The 15,758-nt window shown below is 62.4% G+C and carries 18 protein-coding genes and 1 pseudogene; 15 read left to right on the top strand and 4 right to left on the bottom strand.

Annotated features, from left to right (window positions below; genetic code table 11):
- Nucleotides 1-94 precede the first annotated feature (94 nt).
- The gene (locus Tal182_RS01805; protein ID WP_085857880.1) at nt 95-463 is read right to left on the bottom strand and encodes a YraN family protein; all 369 of its coding nucleotides are present in this window, start codon (nt 461-463) and stop codon (nt 95-97) included.
- On the bottom strand, nt 453-1,370 hold the full coding sequence (gene rsmI, locus Tal182_RS01800) for a 16S rRNA (cytidine(1402)-2'-O)-methyltransferase (protein ID WP_085857879.1): 918 nt from the start codon (nt 1,368-1,370) through the stop codon (nt 453-455). The genes Tal182_RS01805 and rsmI overlap by 11 nt, the downstream gene beginning before the upstream one ends.
- A gap of 259 nt (nt 1,371-1,629) precedes the next feature.
- Between rsmI and dnaN the strand changes: the two genes are divergently transcribed.
- The 9 genes and pseudogenes from dnaN to Tal182_RS01750 all read left to right on the top strand — a co-directional run.
- Nucleotides 1,630-2,748, top strand: a complete 1,119-nt coding sequence (dnaN, locus tag Tal182_RS01790; protein WP_085857878.1) for a DNA polymerase III subunit beta — start codon at nt 1,630-1,632, stop codon at nt 2,746-2,748.
- Between the two features lie 54 nt (nt 2,749-2,802).
- A complete protein-coding gene (locus Tal182_RS01785) occupies nt 2,803-3,708 on the top strand; it encodes a DUF72 domain-containing protein (protein ID WP_085857877.1) in 906 nt (301 codons plus the stop codon).
- 95 nt (nt 3,709-3,803) lie between these two features.
- A complete protein-coding gene (gene pmtA, locus Tal182_RS01780) occupies nt 3,804-4,403 on the top strand; it encodes a phospholipid N-methyltransferase PmtA (RefSeq protein ID WP_064809338.1) in 600 nt (199 codons plus the stop codon).
- 1 nt (nt 4,404) lies between these two features.
- Nucleotides 4,405-4,986 (top strand): histidine phosphatase family protein, encoded by a 582-nt coding sequence (locus tag Tal182_RS01775; protein ID WP_085857876.1) that lies wholly within the window; start codon nt 4,405-4,407, stop codon nt 4,984-4,986.
- A 6-nt stretch (nt 4,987-4,992) separates the two neighbouring features.
- Nucleotides 4,993-5,700: an orotidine-5'-phosphate decarboxylase gene (pyrF, locus tag Tal182_RS01770; RefSeq protein ID WP_085857875.1), complete on the top strand. Its 708-nt coding sequence runs from the start codon at nt 4,993-4,995 to the stop codon at nt 5,698-5,700.
- A 25-nt stretch (nt 5,701-5,725) separates the two neighbouring features.
- The gene (locus Tal182_RS01765) at nt 5,726-6,013 is read left to right on the top strand and encodes a DUF1330 domain-containing protein (protein WP_064800384.1); all 288 of its coding nucleotides are present in this window, start codon (nt 5,726-5,728) and stop codon (nt 6,011-6,013) included.
- 110 nt (nt 6,014-6,123) lie between these two features.
- Nucleotides 6,124-7,104, top strand: coding sequence for a complex I NDUFA9 subunit family protein (locus Tal182_RS01760; RefSeq protein ID WP_085857874.1), 981 nt, complete (start codon nt 6,124-6,126; stop codon nt 7,102-7,104).
- Between the two features lie 642 nt (nt 7,105-7,746).
- The gene (locus Tal182_RS01755) at nt 7,747-7,992 is read left to right on the top strand and encodes a type II toxin-antitoxin system VapB family antitoxin (RefSeq protein ID WP_085857873.1); all 246 of its coding nucleotides are present in this window, start codon (nt 7,747-7,749) and stop codon (nt 7,990-7,992) included.
- A gap of 44 nt (nt 7,993-8,036) precedes the next feature.
- Nucleotides 8,037-8,135: pseudogene (locus Tal182_RS01750) on the top strand (type II toxin-antitoxin system VapC family toxin); the annotation flags it as partial.
- Nucleotides 8,136-8,253: 118 nt separating this feature from the next.
- Here Tal182_RS01750 and Tal182_RS01745 read toward each other — a convergent pair.
- Complete coding sequence (locus tag Tal182_RS01745; RefSeq protein ID WP_064800382.1) at nt 8,254-9,051, bottom strand: undecaprenyl-diphosphate phosphatase; 798 nt, start codon at nt 9,049-9,051, stop codon at nt 8,254-8,256.
- Between the two features lie 258 nt (nt 9,052-9,309).
- Between Tal182_RS01745 and Tal182_RS01740 the strand changes: the two genes are divergently transcribed.
- From Tal182_RS01740 to Tal182_RS01730, 3 genes are read left to right on the top strand one after another with little or no spacing between them, the layout of a single operon-like run.
- On the top strand, nt 9,310-10,002 hold the full coding sequence (locus tag Tal182_RS01740; RefSeq protein WP_064800381.1) for a glutathione S-transferase family protein: 693 nt from the start codon (nt 9,310-9,312) through the stop codon (nt 10,000-10,002).
- 12 nt (nt 10,003-10,014) lie between these two features.
- Complete coding sequence (gene queG / locus Tal182_RS01735) at nt 10,015-11,172, top strand: tRNA epoxyqueuosine(34) reductase QueG (protein WP_085857872.1); 1,158 nt, start codon at nt 10,015-10,017, stop codon at nt 11,170-11,172.
- Nucleotides 11,172-12,041, top strand: coding sequence for an SDR family oxidoreductase (locus tag Tal182_RS01730; RefSeq protein ID WP_085857871.1), 870 nt, complete (start codon nt 11,172-11,174; stop codon nt 12,039-12,041). Before queG ends, Tal182_RS01730 begins: the two co-directional genes overlap by 1 nt.
- A 175-nt stretch (nt 12,042-12,216) precedes the next feature.
- On the opposite strand, the gene Tal182_RS32070 is transcribed toward Tal182_RS01730, so the two are convergent.
- Nucleotides 12,217-12,498, bottom strand: coding sequence for a hypothetical protein (locus tag Tal182_RS32070; protein WP_164517739.1), 282 nt, complete (start codon nt 12,496-12,498; stop codon nt 12,217-12,219).
- Here Tal182_RS32070 and Tal182_RS01725 point away from each other — a divergent pair.
- The 3 genes from Tal182_RS01725 to Tal182_RS01715 all read left to right on the top strand — a co-directional run bounded on the left by Tal182_RS01725 (nt 12,440) and on the right by Tal182_RS01715 (nt 15,719).
- Entirely contained in the window at nt 12,440-12,802 is a 363-nt protein-coding gene (locus Tal182_RS01725) for a septal ring lytic transglycosylase RlpA family protein (protein ID WP_064800378.1), read from the top strand. The two genes, Tal182_RS32070 and Tal182_RS01725, sit on opposite strands and share 59 nt — an antisense overlap.
- A gap of 150 nt (nt 12,803-12,952) precedes the next feature.
- Complete coding sequence (locus Tal182_RS01720) at nt 12,953-14,242, top strand: RsmB/NOP family class I SAM-dependent RNA methyltransferase (RefSeq protein ID WP_085857870.1); 1,290 nt, start codon at nt 12,953-12,955, stop codon at nt 14,240-14,242.
- Nucleotides 14,243-14,444: 202 nt separating this feature from the next.
- Nucleotides 14,445-15,719 (top strand): imelysin family protein, encoded by a 1,275-nt coding sequence (locus Tal182_RS01715; protein ID WP_085857869.1) that lies wholly within the window; start codon nt 14,445-14,447, stop codon nt 15,717-15,719.
- The last annotated feature ends 39 nt before the right edge of the window (nt 15,720-15,758 follow it).

Below are 15,758 nucleotides of genomic sequence, written 5' to 3'. Positions count from 1 at the left end.
TACCGCGGCGGTGGGTAGCAGAGAGAGGTAAGGAGCTCGTTCAACGCGGGACTAAAATTTTAACAATCCGGCAACTCGACAGCGCCGCAAGTCCTCAGAAGGCGTCGGGAAAGTGCCGCGGCAGCCGGCCGGGCATGACCGCGACAATGTCGTAGCGCTGGGAAAGGCGAGCTTGATCCGCCTGGCGGGCAAGCCAGAGATCGCTTGCCGCCCGGATCCGCTTCTGAGCGCCAATGGAGACGGCGTCGATGGCCGCAGCCTCGCCATGGCGGGCCTTGACCTCGACGAAGACGGCGAGATCGCCCTTGCGGGCGACGATATCGATCTCGCCGAGCCTGGTGCGGTGGCGCAGCGCCAGGATGCGGTAGCCCTTCAGCATCAGGAAGGCGGCGGCGACATATTCCGACATGCGGCCGCGGCGCAGCGCTTTCCGTTTGGTGGCGGTGAGGTCTTTATCGCCCATTGCCGCTCTTCATCTCCAGCAGGCGCTGGTAGAGCGCCTTGCGCGGCAGGCCGGTGAGACGGGCGGCCTCGGTCGCTGCCTTTGCCGTGGGCATCGACATAGACAGGTCCGCAAGCACGGCGTCGACATCGGCCTCGGACGTTTCGGCCGGCTGCGGCGGACCGACGACGAGGACGATCTCGCCCCTGACATTTTCCACCTGCTGATAATGGGCGGCGAGTTCGGCCAGCGTGCCGCGGCGGAATTCTTCATAGGTCTTGGTCAATTCGCGGCAGACGCAAGCCGTCCGGGCCGGGCCGAGCACATCGGCGGCGGCAAGAAGCGTCGCACCGATGCGATGGGGCGATTCAAAAAAGATCAGCGTCGCCGGGGCTGCAGCCAGTTCGCCGAGACGATCGCGGCGGGCCTTGTCCTTGGCCGGCAGAAAGCCGGCAAAGAGGAAGGCGTCGTTCGGCAGGCCGGAACCGACCAGGGCGGCGAGTGGCGCCGAGGCGCCTGGAATGGGAATGACGCGGTAACCGGCGGCAATTGCCTGCCGGGCCAGCCGGTAGCCGGGATCGGAGACGAGCGGCGTGCCGGCATCGGACACCAGCGCCACCGAGCGGCCGGCTTCCAGCGCCTGGATGAGCCGCGGACCGGCTTCGTCGGCATTGTGCTCGTGGTAGGCGAAGGGACGGTTCTGGATGCCGTAGCGGTCGAGCAGAACGCGGGTGACACGCGTATCCTCGCAGGCGAGCACGTCGGCGCCGGCCAGCGTCTCCAGTGCGCGCAGCGTGATGTCGCCGAGATTGCCGATGGGGGTCGCGACCAGATAGAGCGCCGGTTCCAGCGGCCGCGCCGGCACCGCCATGTTGTGCAGGCGGAAGCTTCGCCGGCCGGCGCCCTCCGCTGTGGTTTGCTCGTTCATGCCATTTGCCTTCGTCCCGACGGCCCTTCGCCCCTCATCGGGCCTTTATGGGCGAGCGGCGCCGCTTCGGCAAGGGTTGGGATTTCTGTGAGGATTGCTCCGGAAAACCTGAAATGCGGGGGCTCAGCCGTCCATGCCTCTTGCCATCCAATGCTGAAGTCTGCCATTTTGCCCGTCCACTCCCCCGACCTAAATCGGGAAAGCATTCTTCGGGCCTTCGATGCGCCCGGGCAGTCACGGTCGAAAGCGGTAGCATCCCATGCGTATTACTATTGAGCGGTCAAACCTTCTGAAATCGCTGAACCACGTCCACCGTGTGGTCGAACGTCGCAACACGATCCCGATCCTGTCCAACGTACTGCTCAAGGCCGATGGCCAGAACCTCGACATGAAGGCGACCGACCTCGACCTCGAAATCACCGAGGCGACGCCGGCAAGCGTCGAGCAGCCTGGCGCCACCACCGTTCCCGCCCACCTTCTCTACGATATCGTGCGCAAGCTTTCCGATGGCGCCGAAGTGCTGCTGGCGACCAGCACCGACGGCGGCTCGATGACCGTCCAGTCCGGCCGCTCGAAATTCTCGCTGCAGTGCCTGCCGGAATCCGATTTCCCGGATCTGACCGCCGGCACCTTCACGCATTCCTTCAAGCTGAAGGCGACCGATCTGAAGATGCTGATCGACCGCACCCAGTTCGCGATCTCGACGGAAGAGACGCGTTATTATCTGAACGGCATCTTCTTCCACACGATCGAGAGCAATGGTGAGCTGAAGCTCAGGGCGGTCGCGACCGACGGCCACCGGCTGGCCCGCGCCGATGTCGACGCGCCGTCGGGCTCCGAGGGCATGCCCGGCATCATCATTCCGCGCAAGACGGTCGGGGAACTGCAGAAGCTGGTCGACAATCCGGAAGCGATCGTCACCGTCGAAGTTTCAGACGCCAAGATCCGCATGACGATCGGCTCGATCGTCATGACTTCGAAATTGATCGACGGCACCTTCCCCGATTACCAGCGCGTCATCCCCACCGGCAACGACAAGGAAATGCGCGTCGATTGCACGACCTTCGCCCAGGCCGTCGACCGCGTCTCGACGATCTCCTCCGAGCGCGGGCGCGCCGTGAAGCTGGCGCTTTCCGAAGGGCAGCTGATGCTGACCGTCAACAATCCGGATTCCGGCAGCGCTGCGGAAGAAGTTGCCGTCGGCTACGACACGGATGCGATGGAAATCGGCTTCAATGCCAAATATCTGCTCGACATCACCGCGCAGCTTTCCGGCGAGGAAGCGATCTTCCTGCTGGCGGATGCCGGCTCGCCGACGCTGATCCGCGACACCGCCGGTGACGACGCGCTCTACGTCTTGATGCCGATGCGCGTCTGACGGAACGAAGGCGGCCGCTTTCGGTTTTCCTCCTGTCAAACAGGAGGTTTCAGGATGAAAAAGACGGGAGCGGTGCGCATCGGCATTTCCGGCTGGACCTATGCGCCCTGGCGCGGGCAATTCTATCCGGAAGGCCTGCCGCAGAAGCAGGAGCTTTCCTACGCCGCCTGTCACTTCCGTTCGATCGAGATCAACGGCACCTTCTACGGATTGCAGAAGCCCGAAAGTTTCGGCCGCTGGCGGGACGAAACGCCTGATGATTTCGTCTTTGCGGTCAAGGGACCGCGCTTCCTCACCCATGTGCGGCGACTGAAGGATATCGAGGCGCCGCTTGCCAATTTCTTCGCCTCGGGCCTGCTCAGGCTCGGCCCCAAGCTCGGGCCGATCCTCTGGCAATTCCCAGCCAACATGGTCTTCGATCCGGATCGTTTCAAAAATTTCCTGTCGTTGCTGCCGCATGATCATGATGCGGCGATCACGCTTGCCAAGCGGCATGACGATCGCCTCAAACAGCCCTGGCTCAAAAGCGACGGACACCAGCCGATCCGCCATGCGTTCGAAATCCGTAACGACAGCTTCCGCTCAGCCGAGTTCATCGAGATGCTCCGGCGGCACAAGGCGGCGCTGGTCTGCGCCGATACGGGGAAATGGCCGCTGCTGATGGATATCACTGCCGACTTCATCTATTGCCGCCTGCATGGATCCGAACAGCTCTATGTCAGCGGCTATGAAGACGAAGCGCTCGATCTATGGGCCGAGCGCATCCGCGCCTGGGCACAGGGCGGAGAACCAGAGAATGCGACGCGGATAGTTGCACCGCTGCCGGCGAGAGCCAGGGGTCGCGACGTCTATCTTTATTTCGACAACACCGATAAGAAACTTCGCGCGCCTGTCGACGCCGGCCATTTGAGCGAAAGACTTGCCGACCTCATGCCTCATTCCCAGCGAAAGGCTGCATGAGCTGTTGATGCCGATGTCCTCGTTGCGAAAATCCTTGTCCCGGGAACGACGAGCAGCATATTAAGACAGTCGATCAACGTGCGGATGGGTGGAGAATGCGCTTACGGGTCAAGGTGAAGGAACACCTCGGGAAGAGATTTGATGAGGAAATCCGCTTCTTCCGGGGCATGATGCAGGGGCCAAAGACGGTGGGCTCGATCGTGCCGACCTCTTCGATTACGGCCAAGCGCATGGCCAGCGTCATCGATATGCATTCGGGGCTGCCGGTGCTGGAACTCGGCCCGGGCACGGGGGCCATCACCAAGGCGATCCTCGGCCGGGGCGTGAAACCGGAAAATCTCGTGGCAATCGAATATTCGACGGATTTCCACCAGCATCTGCTGCGAACCTATCCCGGCGTGCACTTCATCAACGGCGATGCCTTCGATCTCAAGACCACGCTCGGCGACTACGGCGACCGGACGTTCGATTGCGTCATCTCCTGCATTCCGCTCTTGAATTTTCCAATGGCGATGCGCGTCTCGCTGCTCGAAAGCCTGCTCGACCGCCTGCCTGCCGGCCGGCCTGTGGTGCAGATTTCCTACGGCGCGATTTCGCCGATCGCCGCCAATCCCGATCGTTATCACATACAGCACTTCGACTTCGTCATGCGCAACATCCCGCCGGCGCAGCTGTGGATCTACCGGCGCGGTTGAGATGTTCGGGCTCTATGTCACCCATCCGCAAGTCAGGATCGATGCGAATGTTCCCGTGCCGAAATGGGGCCTTTCCGATGTCGGCGCCGCGCGCGCCCGCAGAGCTGCCGAGAGCGACTGGACCAAACGGCTGACGCGCATCGTCTCCAGCGACGAGACGAAGGCGATCGAAACGGCCGAAATCCTGGCGGCAGCCTCCGGCATCAGCGTCGAGATCGTCCATGACATGCACGAGAACGACCGTTCGGCCACCGGTTTCCTGCCGCCGCCGCAATTCGAAGAGGCGGCCAACTGGTTCTTTGCCCATCCGGAACAAAGCTTCAAAGGTTGGGAGCGCGCCGTCGACGCGCAGGCCCGCATCGTCGCGGCGGTCAAGGCCGTTCTCGCCACGCATGATCCGGTCGCACCGATCGCCTTCGTCGGCCATGGCGGCGTCGGCACGCTGCTCAAATGCCATCTGGCGGGCCGGCCGATCGCCCGCGACCGCGACCAACCGGCCGGCGGCGGCAATCTCTATGCTTTCGGCCTTGCGGATCTCGGCCTAACATGCGACTGGACGCCCATCGAAGACTGGCGGGGGTGACTTCACATGGACGCACGCGAGCGGTTGATCGTCGGCCTGGATGTACCAACGATCGGCGAGGCGGAAAGATTGGTTTCCACGCTCGGCGACGACATTCTCTTTTATAAGATCGGCTATCAGCTGGTCTTTGCCGGCGGTCTCGAATTCGCCCGCGACCTTGCCGCCGGCGGCAAGAAGATCTTTCTCGACATGAAGCTGCTCGACATCGACAACACAGTCGCGTCAGGCGTCGAGAATATCGCCAAGATGGGCATGTCGATGCTGACGCTGCATGCCTATCCGAAGGCGATGAGAGCGGCAGTGGAGGCGGCGGCCGGCTCCGGCCTCTGCCTGCTCGGCGTCACCGTGCTGACCTCGATGGATGCCGAGGACCTTGCCGAGGCCGGCTATAGCCAGGACCCGCACAGCCTGGTGCTCAGCCGCGCCGGGCAGGCCCGCGCCGCCGGCATGGGCGGCATCGTCTGCTCGGCGGCGGAGGCGACCGAAGTGCGGGAGATCGTCGGTCCCGACATGGCGATCGTCACGCCCGGCATTCGCCCGACCGGCAGCGACAAGGGCGACCAGAAGCGGGTGATGACGCCTTTCGACGCGCTGAAAGCAGGATCAACCCATCTCGTCGTCGGCCGGCCGATCGTCAAGGCGCCCGATCCGAAAGAGGCGGCCCGCGCCCTCCTCGATGAGATGGTGAGCGCGCTCTGGCCGGCAAACCGCTGAATTCAAAAGCACAAGGGAGAAGATCATGGCCAAGGCATATTGGATCGCCCGCGTCGACGTTCGTGACGCCGAGCGCTACAAGGATTACGTGGCTGCGGCCAAACCGGCCTTCGAAAAATACGGCGCGAATTTCCTGGCGCGCGGCGGCGCCATCACCGAGCTCGAGGGCAAGGCGCGCGCCCGCAACGTCGTGATCGAATTCCCGTCGATGCAGCATGCGGTCGACTGCTACAACTCGCCGGAATACCAGATCGCCGCGAAAATCCGCCAGGAAGTGGCGGATGCGGAAATGGTGGTCGTCGAAGGCGTCTGAGTCCCTTCGCATCCGCAAAACTCGCAGCGCGATAGGCCTTCCCGTCGCGCCGGGATTCGGCTAAGACGGAGCCGATACAGCATCCCGCACAGCCTTTCGAGGAGCCTGCCATGACCCTTGCCAACCTGCCGCCGCTCGTCACCGTGTTCGGAGGCTCCGGCTTCGTGGGCAGGCATGTGGTGCGGGCGCTCGCCAAGCGCGGCTACCGCATCCGCGTCGCCGTGCGCCGGCCCGATCTCGCCGGCTTCCTGCAGCCGCTCGGCAATGTCGGCCAGATTTCCTTCGTGCAGGCGAACCTGCGCTATCGCAACTCGATCGACCGTGCCGTCGAGGGCGCCAGCCACGTCATCAACTGCGTCGGCATCCTGCACCAGACCGGCCGCAACACTTTCGACGCGGTGCAGGAATTCGGCGGACGTGCCGTTGCCGAAGCGACGCGCAATGCCGGCGCGACCCTCACCCATATTTCGGCCATCGGCGCCCACGCCGATTCCGACTCGGGTTATGGCCGCACCAAAGGCCGCGCGGAAGCGGCCATTCTCTCCATCAAGCCCGATGCGGTGATCTTTCGTCCGTCGATCGTCTTCGGACCGGAGGACAGCTTTTTCAACAAGTTTGCCGACATGGCCCGTATGTCGCCTGTCCTGCCGCTGGTCGGCGGCGGCAAGACGAAATTCCAGCCCGTTTATGTCGAGGACGTCGCCGAGGCGGTCGCCCGCGCCGTCGACGGCAAGGTTGCCGGCGGCAAGATCTATGAACTCGGCGGACCCGAGGTGCTGAGCTTCCGCGAATGTCTCGAGATGATGCTGAAGGTGACGAGCCGCAAGAACCCGCTGGTGTCCCTGCCCTTCGGTCTGGCTTCGCTGATCGGCAGCATCGCCTCGCTGATCCCCTTCGTGACACCGCCGATCACGCCGGACCAGGTGCGCCTGCTCAAGCGCGACAACGTCGTATCCCCAGAAGCCGAGGCGGAAGGCCGCACATTGAAGGGCCTCGGCATTACGCCGACCATGCCGGCCTCGGTGCTCGGCTCCTACCTCGTGCAGTACCGTCCGCACGGCCAGTATACCGGCTCCGGCAAGGCCGCCTGACCATCTTTCCCGAGGAACGAGAACGCCGTCCGCCGGTCCTGCGGGCGGCGTTTTGCTTTGCCGCAGCACCTTAACCGTTGCGGCGTCCTGAACGGTGTGCGACGCCGCCATGCCGGCGCAAGCTCGGCCTGTTTTCCTGCCGGCTATAGCGAGCAGCGTTGCATAAAAGGCGCAGCGGAAATTTTGTGGAATTAACACCAAATTTAGCAGGAACGTTTATTGCTATTTGTCATTCCACTGACTACCAAACCCCGCGTCTTCCAACGGACTCAATGTCTGCGAAGGCGTGCGGCAATCACTGTGAAAGGCATTTCTCGATGGGCAAGTCAATCGCGCTCCTTTTTGCGTGTGCGGCGCTGATTATCATGGCAGGTTCCTTCGTTGCGCCCGGTTCGGTCGCGGCGGTCAAAGGCGACTGCTCGCCGGCCTACGGCGTCGATCCTTGCTCGACGGCTTCGATCAGCCACTGACGACCGGGCGTCTTGCCAGACGCGCAAAGGATGCTCCAACACTCCGAAAATTACGCATCGACCTGCGAAAATCGAAGCCGGTTTTCGAGCCGACGTGGTAGGTCATTGCAAACCGTCTCTTGTAATACACTTTCAATAGCTGTGGTCGGAAGGCTTTTGAGAGGTTGAAAAGATGTTGCAGGTGCCACAAGAGACCGAACGCCTTGCGCGGCTAGTCGCCGACCGTACGGGGCGAAGCGCCGAAGACGTCGTTCGCATCGCGATCAAGCGTGAAGCCATCACCTTCGGAGTGCTCGATAAGCCGAAGCACCGGATGACAGTGGAAGAGATGCTCGCCTTCGGGGAGAGGATTGCAGCCATGCCCGTGCTCGATCCGCGCAGCCCGCAAGAGATCATCGACGACTTGAACGCAGTATGATCGTCATCGACACGTCTGCGCTGATCGCCATCTTCGAGAAAGAAGCCGATTGTGCCGCCTACGCGCTGGCGAAGAGCCTATCTCTGCCCCTCCTCTTCAAGGGCGACGACTTCGCCCATACCGACATCGAACCATGGCATTGATCGCATGGATGTCGCCCCGTGATCAAACGGCACCGGCAGCTTCGCAGGATCAGCAGCCGCGATAGGTGCATCGCATCCGCGCCGGGAGTTGCGCGAATGCGTTGCGGGTGGGGATGCCTCAGGCGATCAGGCCAGTCGCGGCCATGCCGAGCAGCAAGACGCCGAGAATGATGCGGTAGATGGCAAACAGCGTGAAGCGGTTGCTTCTGATATAGGCGAGCAGCCATTTGACGGCGATGAAAGCGACGATCGTGGAGACTACGAAGGCGATGGCGAGCGCCGTCCAGTCTTCACCTGCCGCGCCGCCGTCCTTGAAGGTCTTCAGCAGTTCATAGCCGCTTGCGGCGTACATTGTGGGGATGCCGACGAGAAAGGCAAATTCGGTCGCTGCGGCGCGATTGCCGGTGCCGGCCAACAGGGCGACGAAAATCGTGGCGCCGGAGCGTGACGTACCCGGAAAGACGCCGGCAACGATCTGGGCGATGCCGACCAGGATGGCGACAAGCCAGGTGATCTGCTTATGCGGCGGCCGGCGCGCGGCGGCCCATTCGGCAAAGATCATCCAGACGCCGCCGATGATGAGCGCCCAGGCGATCGGCGTCGCGGTCTCGGGAAGTTCAAAGCCGAGCTTCTTGACGACGAGCCCGAGGATTGCGGTGATGAGAAATGCGACGATCAGTTTGGCGGCATAGTCCCTATTCTCAGGTTCGCGCCAGCCGAGCACCAGATCCAGCAGGCGGCGCCAGTAGATGATGGTGACGGCAAGGATGGCGCCCGCCTGAATGACGATGTTGAACATGTCCGACCGGTGGCCGAGCCATTGCTCTGCAATGATGAGATGGCCGGTGCTGGAGATCGGCAGAAACTCGGTGATCCCCTCGATGACACCGAGAATGGCGGCATTGATATAGTCCATAAATTGTCTCCGGTTTAAAGGTCGTTCGGACCGAGCATCTCCTGCAGGAAATGCTCAGAGCTGCGTCTGAGCCGATCAGGCAGCCGTTATCCTCATAGGCAAGACGTGTGTTTTGTCCCTTGTCAGATGGCGTGAAAGCCGATTCGCTTGTATTGGCCGGGCCAAGCTCCTATAGCTTCAACCAATGAGTCATGACTAAGGCGCTATAAACGAGCTGCCACACAGTCCTGTAACAGCAATCATAAAGCCCGAGTATCGATGCCCACGCTTTATCATCATCCCATGTCCTCCGCATCTCGCTTCGTCCGGCTGATCCTGGCGGAATACGGCTATCAGACGGATCTGATCGAAGAGCAGACATGGGAGAAGCGCCGGGATTTCCTGGCGCTCAATCCGGCCGGTACGTTGCCGGTCTATGTCGACGACAGCATGCGTGCGCTTTGTGGCGCGAGCGTCATTTCCGAATATCTCGACGAAACGCACGGGGTCTTGAAGCGCGACCGGCGGCTGCTCGCCGAGGATCCTTTCCAGCGGGCGGAAATCCGTCGGCTGACCGAATGGTTCATGCAGAAAATGGAAAACGACGTGACGAAGCCGCTCGCACGTGAGCGTGTCTACAAGTTGCAGATGACATCAGATCAGGGTGGCGGAGCGCCGGATTCGAAGATTTTGCGCACGGCCCGCGCGAATATCCGCCAGCATATGCGTTATCTCACCTGGCTTGCCGGCTCGCGCCAATGGCTGGCGGGGGAGCGAATGAGCTATGCGGATCTTGCCGCCGCCGCCTCGGTGTCGATCCTCGATTATCTCGGCGAGATCGAGTGGGCCGAAGCCCCCGTCGTGAAGGAGTGGTATCAGCGGCTGAAGTCCCGCCCGTCTTTCCGGCCGATGCTGACCGAGCGCGTGCGCGGCCTGACCCCCGTTTCACACTATGCCGATCTGGATTTCTGACGAGGGCTCTTCATGCCCGAAGCCTATAGAGACGACAAAGAGCGGCGGCGCCGCGACAATTTGACCGACTTCGTTCGGGCGGAATCTGCGGCCAAGGGCTTCGATCTCTGCCGCATCACGCGCCCTGACGCGATCCCCGAAGCCAAACAGCGTCTCGGTGAGTTCATCGATGCCAGGCGGCACGGCACGATGGAGTGGATGGCGGAAACGCGCGAGCGGCGCGGCGATCCGCTGACCCTCTGGAGCGACGTGCGATCCGTCGTCGTCTTCGGCCTCAACTACGCCCCGGAAGAAGATCCGCGCGGCATCCTCGACAAGCCGGACAAAGCGGCGATCTCCGTCTATGCCCGCAACCGCGACTATCATGACCTCATCAAGGGCCGGTTGAAGGAGATCGCCACGCGCTTTGCGGCGCGGGCCGGTGCCGACGTGAAAGTGTTCGTCGATACCGCGCCGGTCATGGAAAAGCCGCTGGCGGCGGCGGCCGGTCTCGGCTGGCAGGGCAAACACACCAATCTCGTCAGCCGCACACATGGTTCGTGGCTGTTTCTCGGCACGATGTTCACCACCGCCGATCTTGCCGTCGATGCGCCGGAGATCGATCATTGCGGCTCCTGCCGCGCCTGTCTCGACGTCTGTCCGACCGCCGCCTTTCCGGCGCCTTACCAGATCGACGCGCGGCGCTGCATCTCCTATCTCACCATCGAACACAAGGGTCCGATCAACCCCGATCTGCGGGTGCTGATCGGCAACCGCATTTACGGCTGCGACGACTGTCTCGCCGCCTGCCCCTGGAACAAGTTCGCAAGCTCCGCCTCCGAAATGAAGCTGCAGGCGCGGGAAGAGCTGAAGGAGCCGTCGATCGCCTTTCTGCTGACACTCGACGACACCGCCTTCCGTGCCTTTTTCAGCGGCTCGCCGGTGAAGCGGATCGGCCGTGACCGTTTCGTCCGCAACGTGCTGATCGCTGCCGGCAATTCCGGCGAGAGGGCGCTCATCCCGCAATGCCGCCTGCTCGCCGACGATGCCTCGCCGGTGGTGCGGGGGATGGCGGTCTGGGCGCTTTCAAGGCTGATGGCGGCTGGCGAATTCTCGGCCTTTGCCGCACAAAGGGCTGATGAGAGCGACGACGACGTACTGAACGAATGGCGACTGGCGGGAGTGGGCTGATGCATGTGATGATCTTTGGCTGCGGTTTTTCCGGCACGGCGATTGCCAAGGCCTTCGCCGGCGACGGCGTGCGCGTCTCCGGAACGACCCGTTCGGCAGAGAAGATGAAAGCGCTCCGCCGCGCCGGCATCGAGGCATTCCTGTTCGATGGTGAGACCATGGAAGAGGAACTTGTCCGGGCTTTGGCCGATGTTACTCATCTGGTGCAGTCGATCTCGCCGGGAAAGGCCGATCCGCTGTTGCGACTGCTCGATAAGGACGGCGCCGGCCTGCTGCCGAGGCTCGAATGGATCGGCTATCTCTCCACCGTCGGCGTCTATGGCGATCACCAGGGCGCATGGATCAACGAGGAAACACCTTGCGTGCCTGTCTCCGGACGCTCGAAGGAGCGGCTCGAGGCGGAAGAAGGCTGGCTGGCAATGGGCCGCGAGCGTGGCGTTCCGGCGGCGGTGCTGCGTCTTTCCGGCATCTACGGGCCGGGGCGCAACGCCTTCTGCAATCTCGAAAAGGGCACGGCGCGGCGGCTGATCAAGAAGGACCAGGTCTTCAACCGCATCCGCGTCGAGGACATCGGCGCGGCGGCGCGCTTCCTGTCGGAGCGCGGCCTCGGCGGCATCTATAATGTCACCGACGACCGGCCGGGGCCGCCGCAGGACGTGATCGTCGAGGCGGCACGGCTGATGGGCGTCGAACCGCCGCCGGAACAGGCTTTCGAAACCGCCGAACTGACCCCGATGGCGCGCTCCTTCTACGGCGAGAACAAGCGGGTTTCCAATGCGAAACTGAAGGCGGCCGGTTTCGAATTCTCCTTCCCGAACTACCCGATGTCACTTGCACAATTGTGGCAGGACGGACGCTGGCGCGGTTAGATCCGGGCGGTCAGAGTCACCACCCAAAATGAGTAGGAAATTCCTACTTTCTGCAACTCTACGAACAATTCTCGCCGCATATTATGGTTAACAGCCTTTGAATTTGCTCAAATGTGGCAGCAAATATGGCGAAGGCAGAAAAAAAATTTCGTGATTTCCGTGAGAACCGCGCGACCTAAAACTTCGTCGGAAAATTCATTTGAATTTTAGCTGATTCCATTGGGTTTTTTCTACGTGCTGCCGCACGAGGCAAATTCCGAAATTTTATCAATAGCATCACAAATGTTACGCACTGTAACATTCCGTGATCACATGCGGCACTTTTTTGCCATTTTTCGACGGATTTAAGCCCCGCCGCCTGCAAGGGCGCGCGTTCAATAGTTGAGGGATACTCCGTTTTGAAGAAAATCAGCCGTTCTATTATCGCTGCCGCAACTATTGCAGCCTTCTCTTCCATGCTTCCGGCGGAAGGTTTTGCTGCAAATGGCTGCGGCGGTGCTTCATGGTACGCTCTTCACTCCAAAACTGCTTCCGGAGAACGTATGAACCCCGCCGTCTTGACTGCCGCGCATCGTTCGCTCGCATTCGGCACCAAAGTGAAGGTCACCAACCGCAACAATGGCCGCACCGTCGTCGTCCGCATCAATGATCGCGGTCCGTTCATCCGCGGCCGTGTGCTCGATCTGTCGCGCGCCGCCGCACAGAATATCGGCATGGTGAGCTCCGGCACGGCGAAGGTCTGCTACCAGGTGATCAGCTAAGCCCGGAGCTTGCAACCGCCTGCGCCGTCAGCGGCGCTTGCTCTTGCCGTCAATCGCGGTTACCACGCGGTTGAGACTTGTGAACAATCCACCCCGCGACTGTCGCGGCTGACAGGATCCTTCGCAGGCATGGCAACAGGAGACTTGTGAATGCGTCTGGGCGGCCGCCTCGAAGGGGCGATTTCTGTGCTCGCGGACATCGATGCCCGCAAGCGGCCTGTCGCCGACGCGCTGAAGGACTGGGGCCTCGCGCACCGCTTCGCCGGTTCCGGCGATCGTGCGGCGATCGGCAACATCGTCTACGACGCCTTGCGCATGCGGCTTTCGCATGCCTGGCTGATGGATGACGACAGCGCTGCGGCCATTGCCCACGCCGTCATGTTCCGTCAATGGGGCTTCACGCCCGATCGCCTCGCCGCCGAACTGGCGGACGACAAGTTTGCACCGCCGCCGCTTGCAGCTGATGCGCTCGCCGCCTTTGCAAGCCGCTCGCTCGACGATGCGCCGCCGCATATCCGTGGCGATATTCCCGAATGGATCCAACCCTCCTTCGAACAGGCCTTCGGCACCGGCTGGCTCGCCGAGGCGCAGGCGCTCGCGGCGCGCCCGACACTGGATCTGCGCGCCAACATCCTGAAGGCCTCCCGCGACAAGGCCGTCAAGGCGCTCGAACGCGCTGGCGCACATGCGGCGAAGATCGCCCGCTACGGCATCCGGATTGCCGCCGGCGAAGGCGCCTCGCGCCTTCCCAACGTGACCGCCGAGCTTTCGTTCCAGAAAGGCTGGTTCGAAGTTCAGGACGAAGGTTCGCAGATCGTCGCCGATCTGGTGCTCGCCAAGGATGGCGAACAGATTCTCGACTATTGTGCCGGCGGCGGCGGCAAGACGCTCGCCATGGCGGCGGCCATGCAGAACAAGGGACAGGTTCACGCCTACGACGCCGACCGCAAACGGCTGGCGCCGATCATCGAACGGCTGAAGCGGGCGGGCACGCGCAATGTCCAGGTGCATGACGATCCCAGAGGGCTTTCGGCCCTTGCCGGGCGCTGCGACAAGGTGCTGGTCGATGCGCCCTGCACCGGCACCGGCACATGGCGCCGCCGCCCCGATACGAAATGGCGCCTGACGGCGAAGAACCTCGACGAGCGCACCGCCCAGCAACAGGACGCGCTGGCGCAGGCGAGCGGCTTCGTCAAACCGGGCGGCGAACTGATCTATGTCACCTGCTCGGTTCTGCCTCAGGAAAACGAGGAACAGGTGCGCCGCTTCGCGGCCGACAATCCCGATTTCCAGATCGTCAGCGCCCTGCCCGCCTGGGACGCGCTGTTCGGCAAGGATGCCCCGCGGCCGCACTCGTCAGACGGCCTGACGGTCACGCTGACGCCGGCTTCCACCGACACGGACGGCTTCTTCTTCTGCCGCCTGCAGCGCAAAGGCTGACGCGGCCGGCAGGCATGGACACCAGCCTGCCGCGCGGCAGCAGGACAGCGCGCTGATCTTTCAGGCACAAGCGTCTGAAAGAGGCCGCGTATACCCGTCTCGGTCCTTAAAATCATTCCAAACTAGAGCGTTTGACACCAGTTTGCTTTTGCGCGAAGAGACGGGGCCCGATTAGACGGAAGATCCGTCACAGGAGAGGATCATGAAGCTCAACAAACTCCGCGCAGCCGTGCTGGCGATCGCCCCCGCAGCCCTGCTCGCCCTTCCCGCGCAGGCCGCCACCGATGCTGCCGCCGTGGTGAAACATTATGCCGACGTGGCGCATGCGAAATACGAAGACTCGCTGACGACGGCAAAGGCGCTCGACGCCGCGATCGACGCCTTTCTGAAGGCGCCTACCGACGAAACGCTCAAGGCCGCCCGGGACGCCTGGATCAAGGCGCGCGTGCCCTACCAGCAGACCGAAGTCTATCGTTTCGGCAATCCTGTTGTCGACGAGTGGGAAGGCAAGGTCAACGCCTGGCCGCTCGACGAAGGCCTGATCGACTATGTCGATCCCTCCTACGGCAGCGAGAGCGACGAAAACTCCCTCTATGTGGCCAATGTCATCGCCAACAAGACGATCAAGATCGACGGCAAGGATGTCGACGCCTCCAAGCTGACGCCGGAATTCCTCTCCGGCACGCTCGCCGAGGCCGGCGGCATCGAAGCCAATGTCGCGACCGGCTACCACGCCATCGAATTCCTGCTCTGGGGCCAGGATCTGAACGGCACGGGACCCGGCGCCGGCAACCGCCCGGCCACTGATTACGATCTCAAGAATTGCACGCACGGCAATTGTGACCGGCGCGCCGAATATCTGAAGTCCGCCTCGACGCTCCTGGTGTCCGACCTGCAGGAAATGACCGACAACTGGAAGCCGGACGGGGCTGCAACGAAGAACGTCGAAGCCGATCCGAAGGCCGGCCTCGTCGCGATCCTGACCGGCATGGGTTCGCTCTCCTACGGCGAGCTTGCCGGCGAGCGCATGAAGCTCGGCCTGCTGCTGCACGATCCGGAAGAAGAGCATGATTGCTTCTCCGACAATACCTACAATTCGCACCTCAACGACGCCATCGGCATCGCCGCCGCCTATACCGGCAACTATACGCGCGTCGACGGCACCAAGCTCAGCGGCCCGTCGCTGCACGACCTCGTGGCCGCCAAGGACAAGGCGCTCGATGCGGAGCTGGAAGGCAAGCTCAACAAGACGCTCGATGCGATGAACGCCATGGCCAAGCGCGGCGAGACGGTCGAGAAGTACGACCAGATGATCGCCGAAGGCAACAAGGACGGTAACGCCGTCGTCCAAGCCGCCATCGACGGGCTGATCGACCAGACGAAATCAATCCAGCGCGTTATTGCCGCACTCGATCTCGGCACGGTTCAGCTTGAAGGTTCCGACAGCTTGGATAATCCTAACGCCGTCTTCAAATAAGCAAAAGGCGGGCCGCTTCGATGACGGAGCGGCCCAGAC

The sequence above is a fragment of the Rhizobium sp. TAL182 genome, from assembly GCF_002117725.1.
Taxonomy (GTDB): domain Bacteria; phylum Pseudomonadota; class Alphaproteobacteria; order Rhizobiales; family Rhizobiaceae; genus Rhizobium; species Rhizobium esperanzae.
This window is presented reverse-complemented; position numbering and strand designations above follow the sequence as displayed.

Bases quoted from the DNA above. Each gene is read 5' to 3' on its own strand.
- Tal182_RS01775 (WP_085857876.1), top strand. From the start codon at position 4,405: ATGTTCGGGCTCTATGTCACCCATCCGCAAGTCAGGATCGATGCGAAT.
- dnaN (WP_085857878.1), top strand. From the start codon at position 1,630: ATGCGTATTACTATTGAGCGGTCAAACCTTCTGAAATCGCTGAACCAC.
- Tal182_RS01755 (WP_085857873.1), top strand. From the start codon at position 7,747: ATGTTGCAGGTGCCACAAGAGACCGAACGCCTTGCGCGGCTAGTCGCC.
- pmtA (WP_064809338.1), top strand. From the start codon at position 3,804: ATGCGCTTACGGGTCAAGGTGAAGGAACACCTCGGGAAGAGATTTGAT.
- Tal182_RS01740 (WP_064800381.1), top strand. From the start codon at position 9,310: ATGCCCACGCTTTATCATCATCCCATGTCCTCCGCATCTCGCTTCGTC.
- Tal182_RS32070 (WP_164517739.1), bottom strand. From the start codon at position 12,498: ATGGAAGAGAAGGCTGCAATAGTTGCGGCAGCGATAATAGAACGGCTG.
- Tal182_RS01785 (WP_085857877.1), top strand. From the start codon at position 2,803: ATGAAAAAGACGGGAGCGGTGCGCATCGGCATTTCCGGCTGGACCTAT.
- pyrF (WP_085857875.1), top strand. From the start codon at position 4,993: ATGGACGCACGCGAGCGGTTGATCGTCGGCCTGGATGTACCAACGATC.
- Tal182_RS01730 (WP_085857871.1), top strand. From the start codon at position 11,172: ATGCATGTGATGATCTTTGGCTGCGGTTTTTCCGGCACGGCGATTGCC.
- Tal182_RS01715 (WP_085857869.1), top strand. From the start codon at position 14,445: ATGAAGCTCAACAAACTCCGCGCAGCCGTGCTGGCGATCGCCCCCGCA.
- Tal182_RS01805 (WP_085857880.1), bottom strand. From the start codon at position 463: ATGGGCGATAAAGACCTCACCGCCACCAAACGGAAAGCGCTGCGCCGC.
- Tal182_RS01760 (WP_085857874.1), top strand. From the start codon at position 6,124: ATGACCCTTGCCAACCTGCCGCCGCTCGTCACCGTGTTCGGAGGCTCC.
- queG (WP_085857872.1), top strand. From the start codon at position 10,015: ATGCCCGAAGCCTATAGAGACGACAAAGAGCGGCGGCGCCGCGACAAT.
- rsmI (WP_085857879.1), bottom strand. From the start codon at position 1,370: ATGAACGAGCAAACCACAGCGGAGGGCGCCGGCCGGCGAAGCTTCCGC.
- Tal182_RS01745 (WP_064800382.1), bottom strand. From the start codon at position 9,051: ATGGACTATATCAATGCCGCCATTCTCGGTGTCATCGAGGGGATCACC.
- Tal182_RS01765 (WP_064800384.1), top strand. From the start codon at position 5,726: ATGGCCAAGGCATATTGGATCGCCCGCGTCGACGTTCGTGACGCCGAG.
- Tal182_RS01720 (WP_085857870.1), top strand. From the start codon at position 12,953: ATGCGTCTGGGCGGCCGCCTCGAAGGGGCGATTTCTGTGCTCGCGGAC.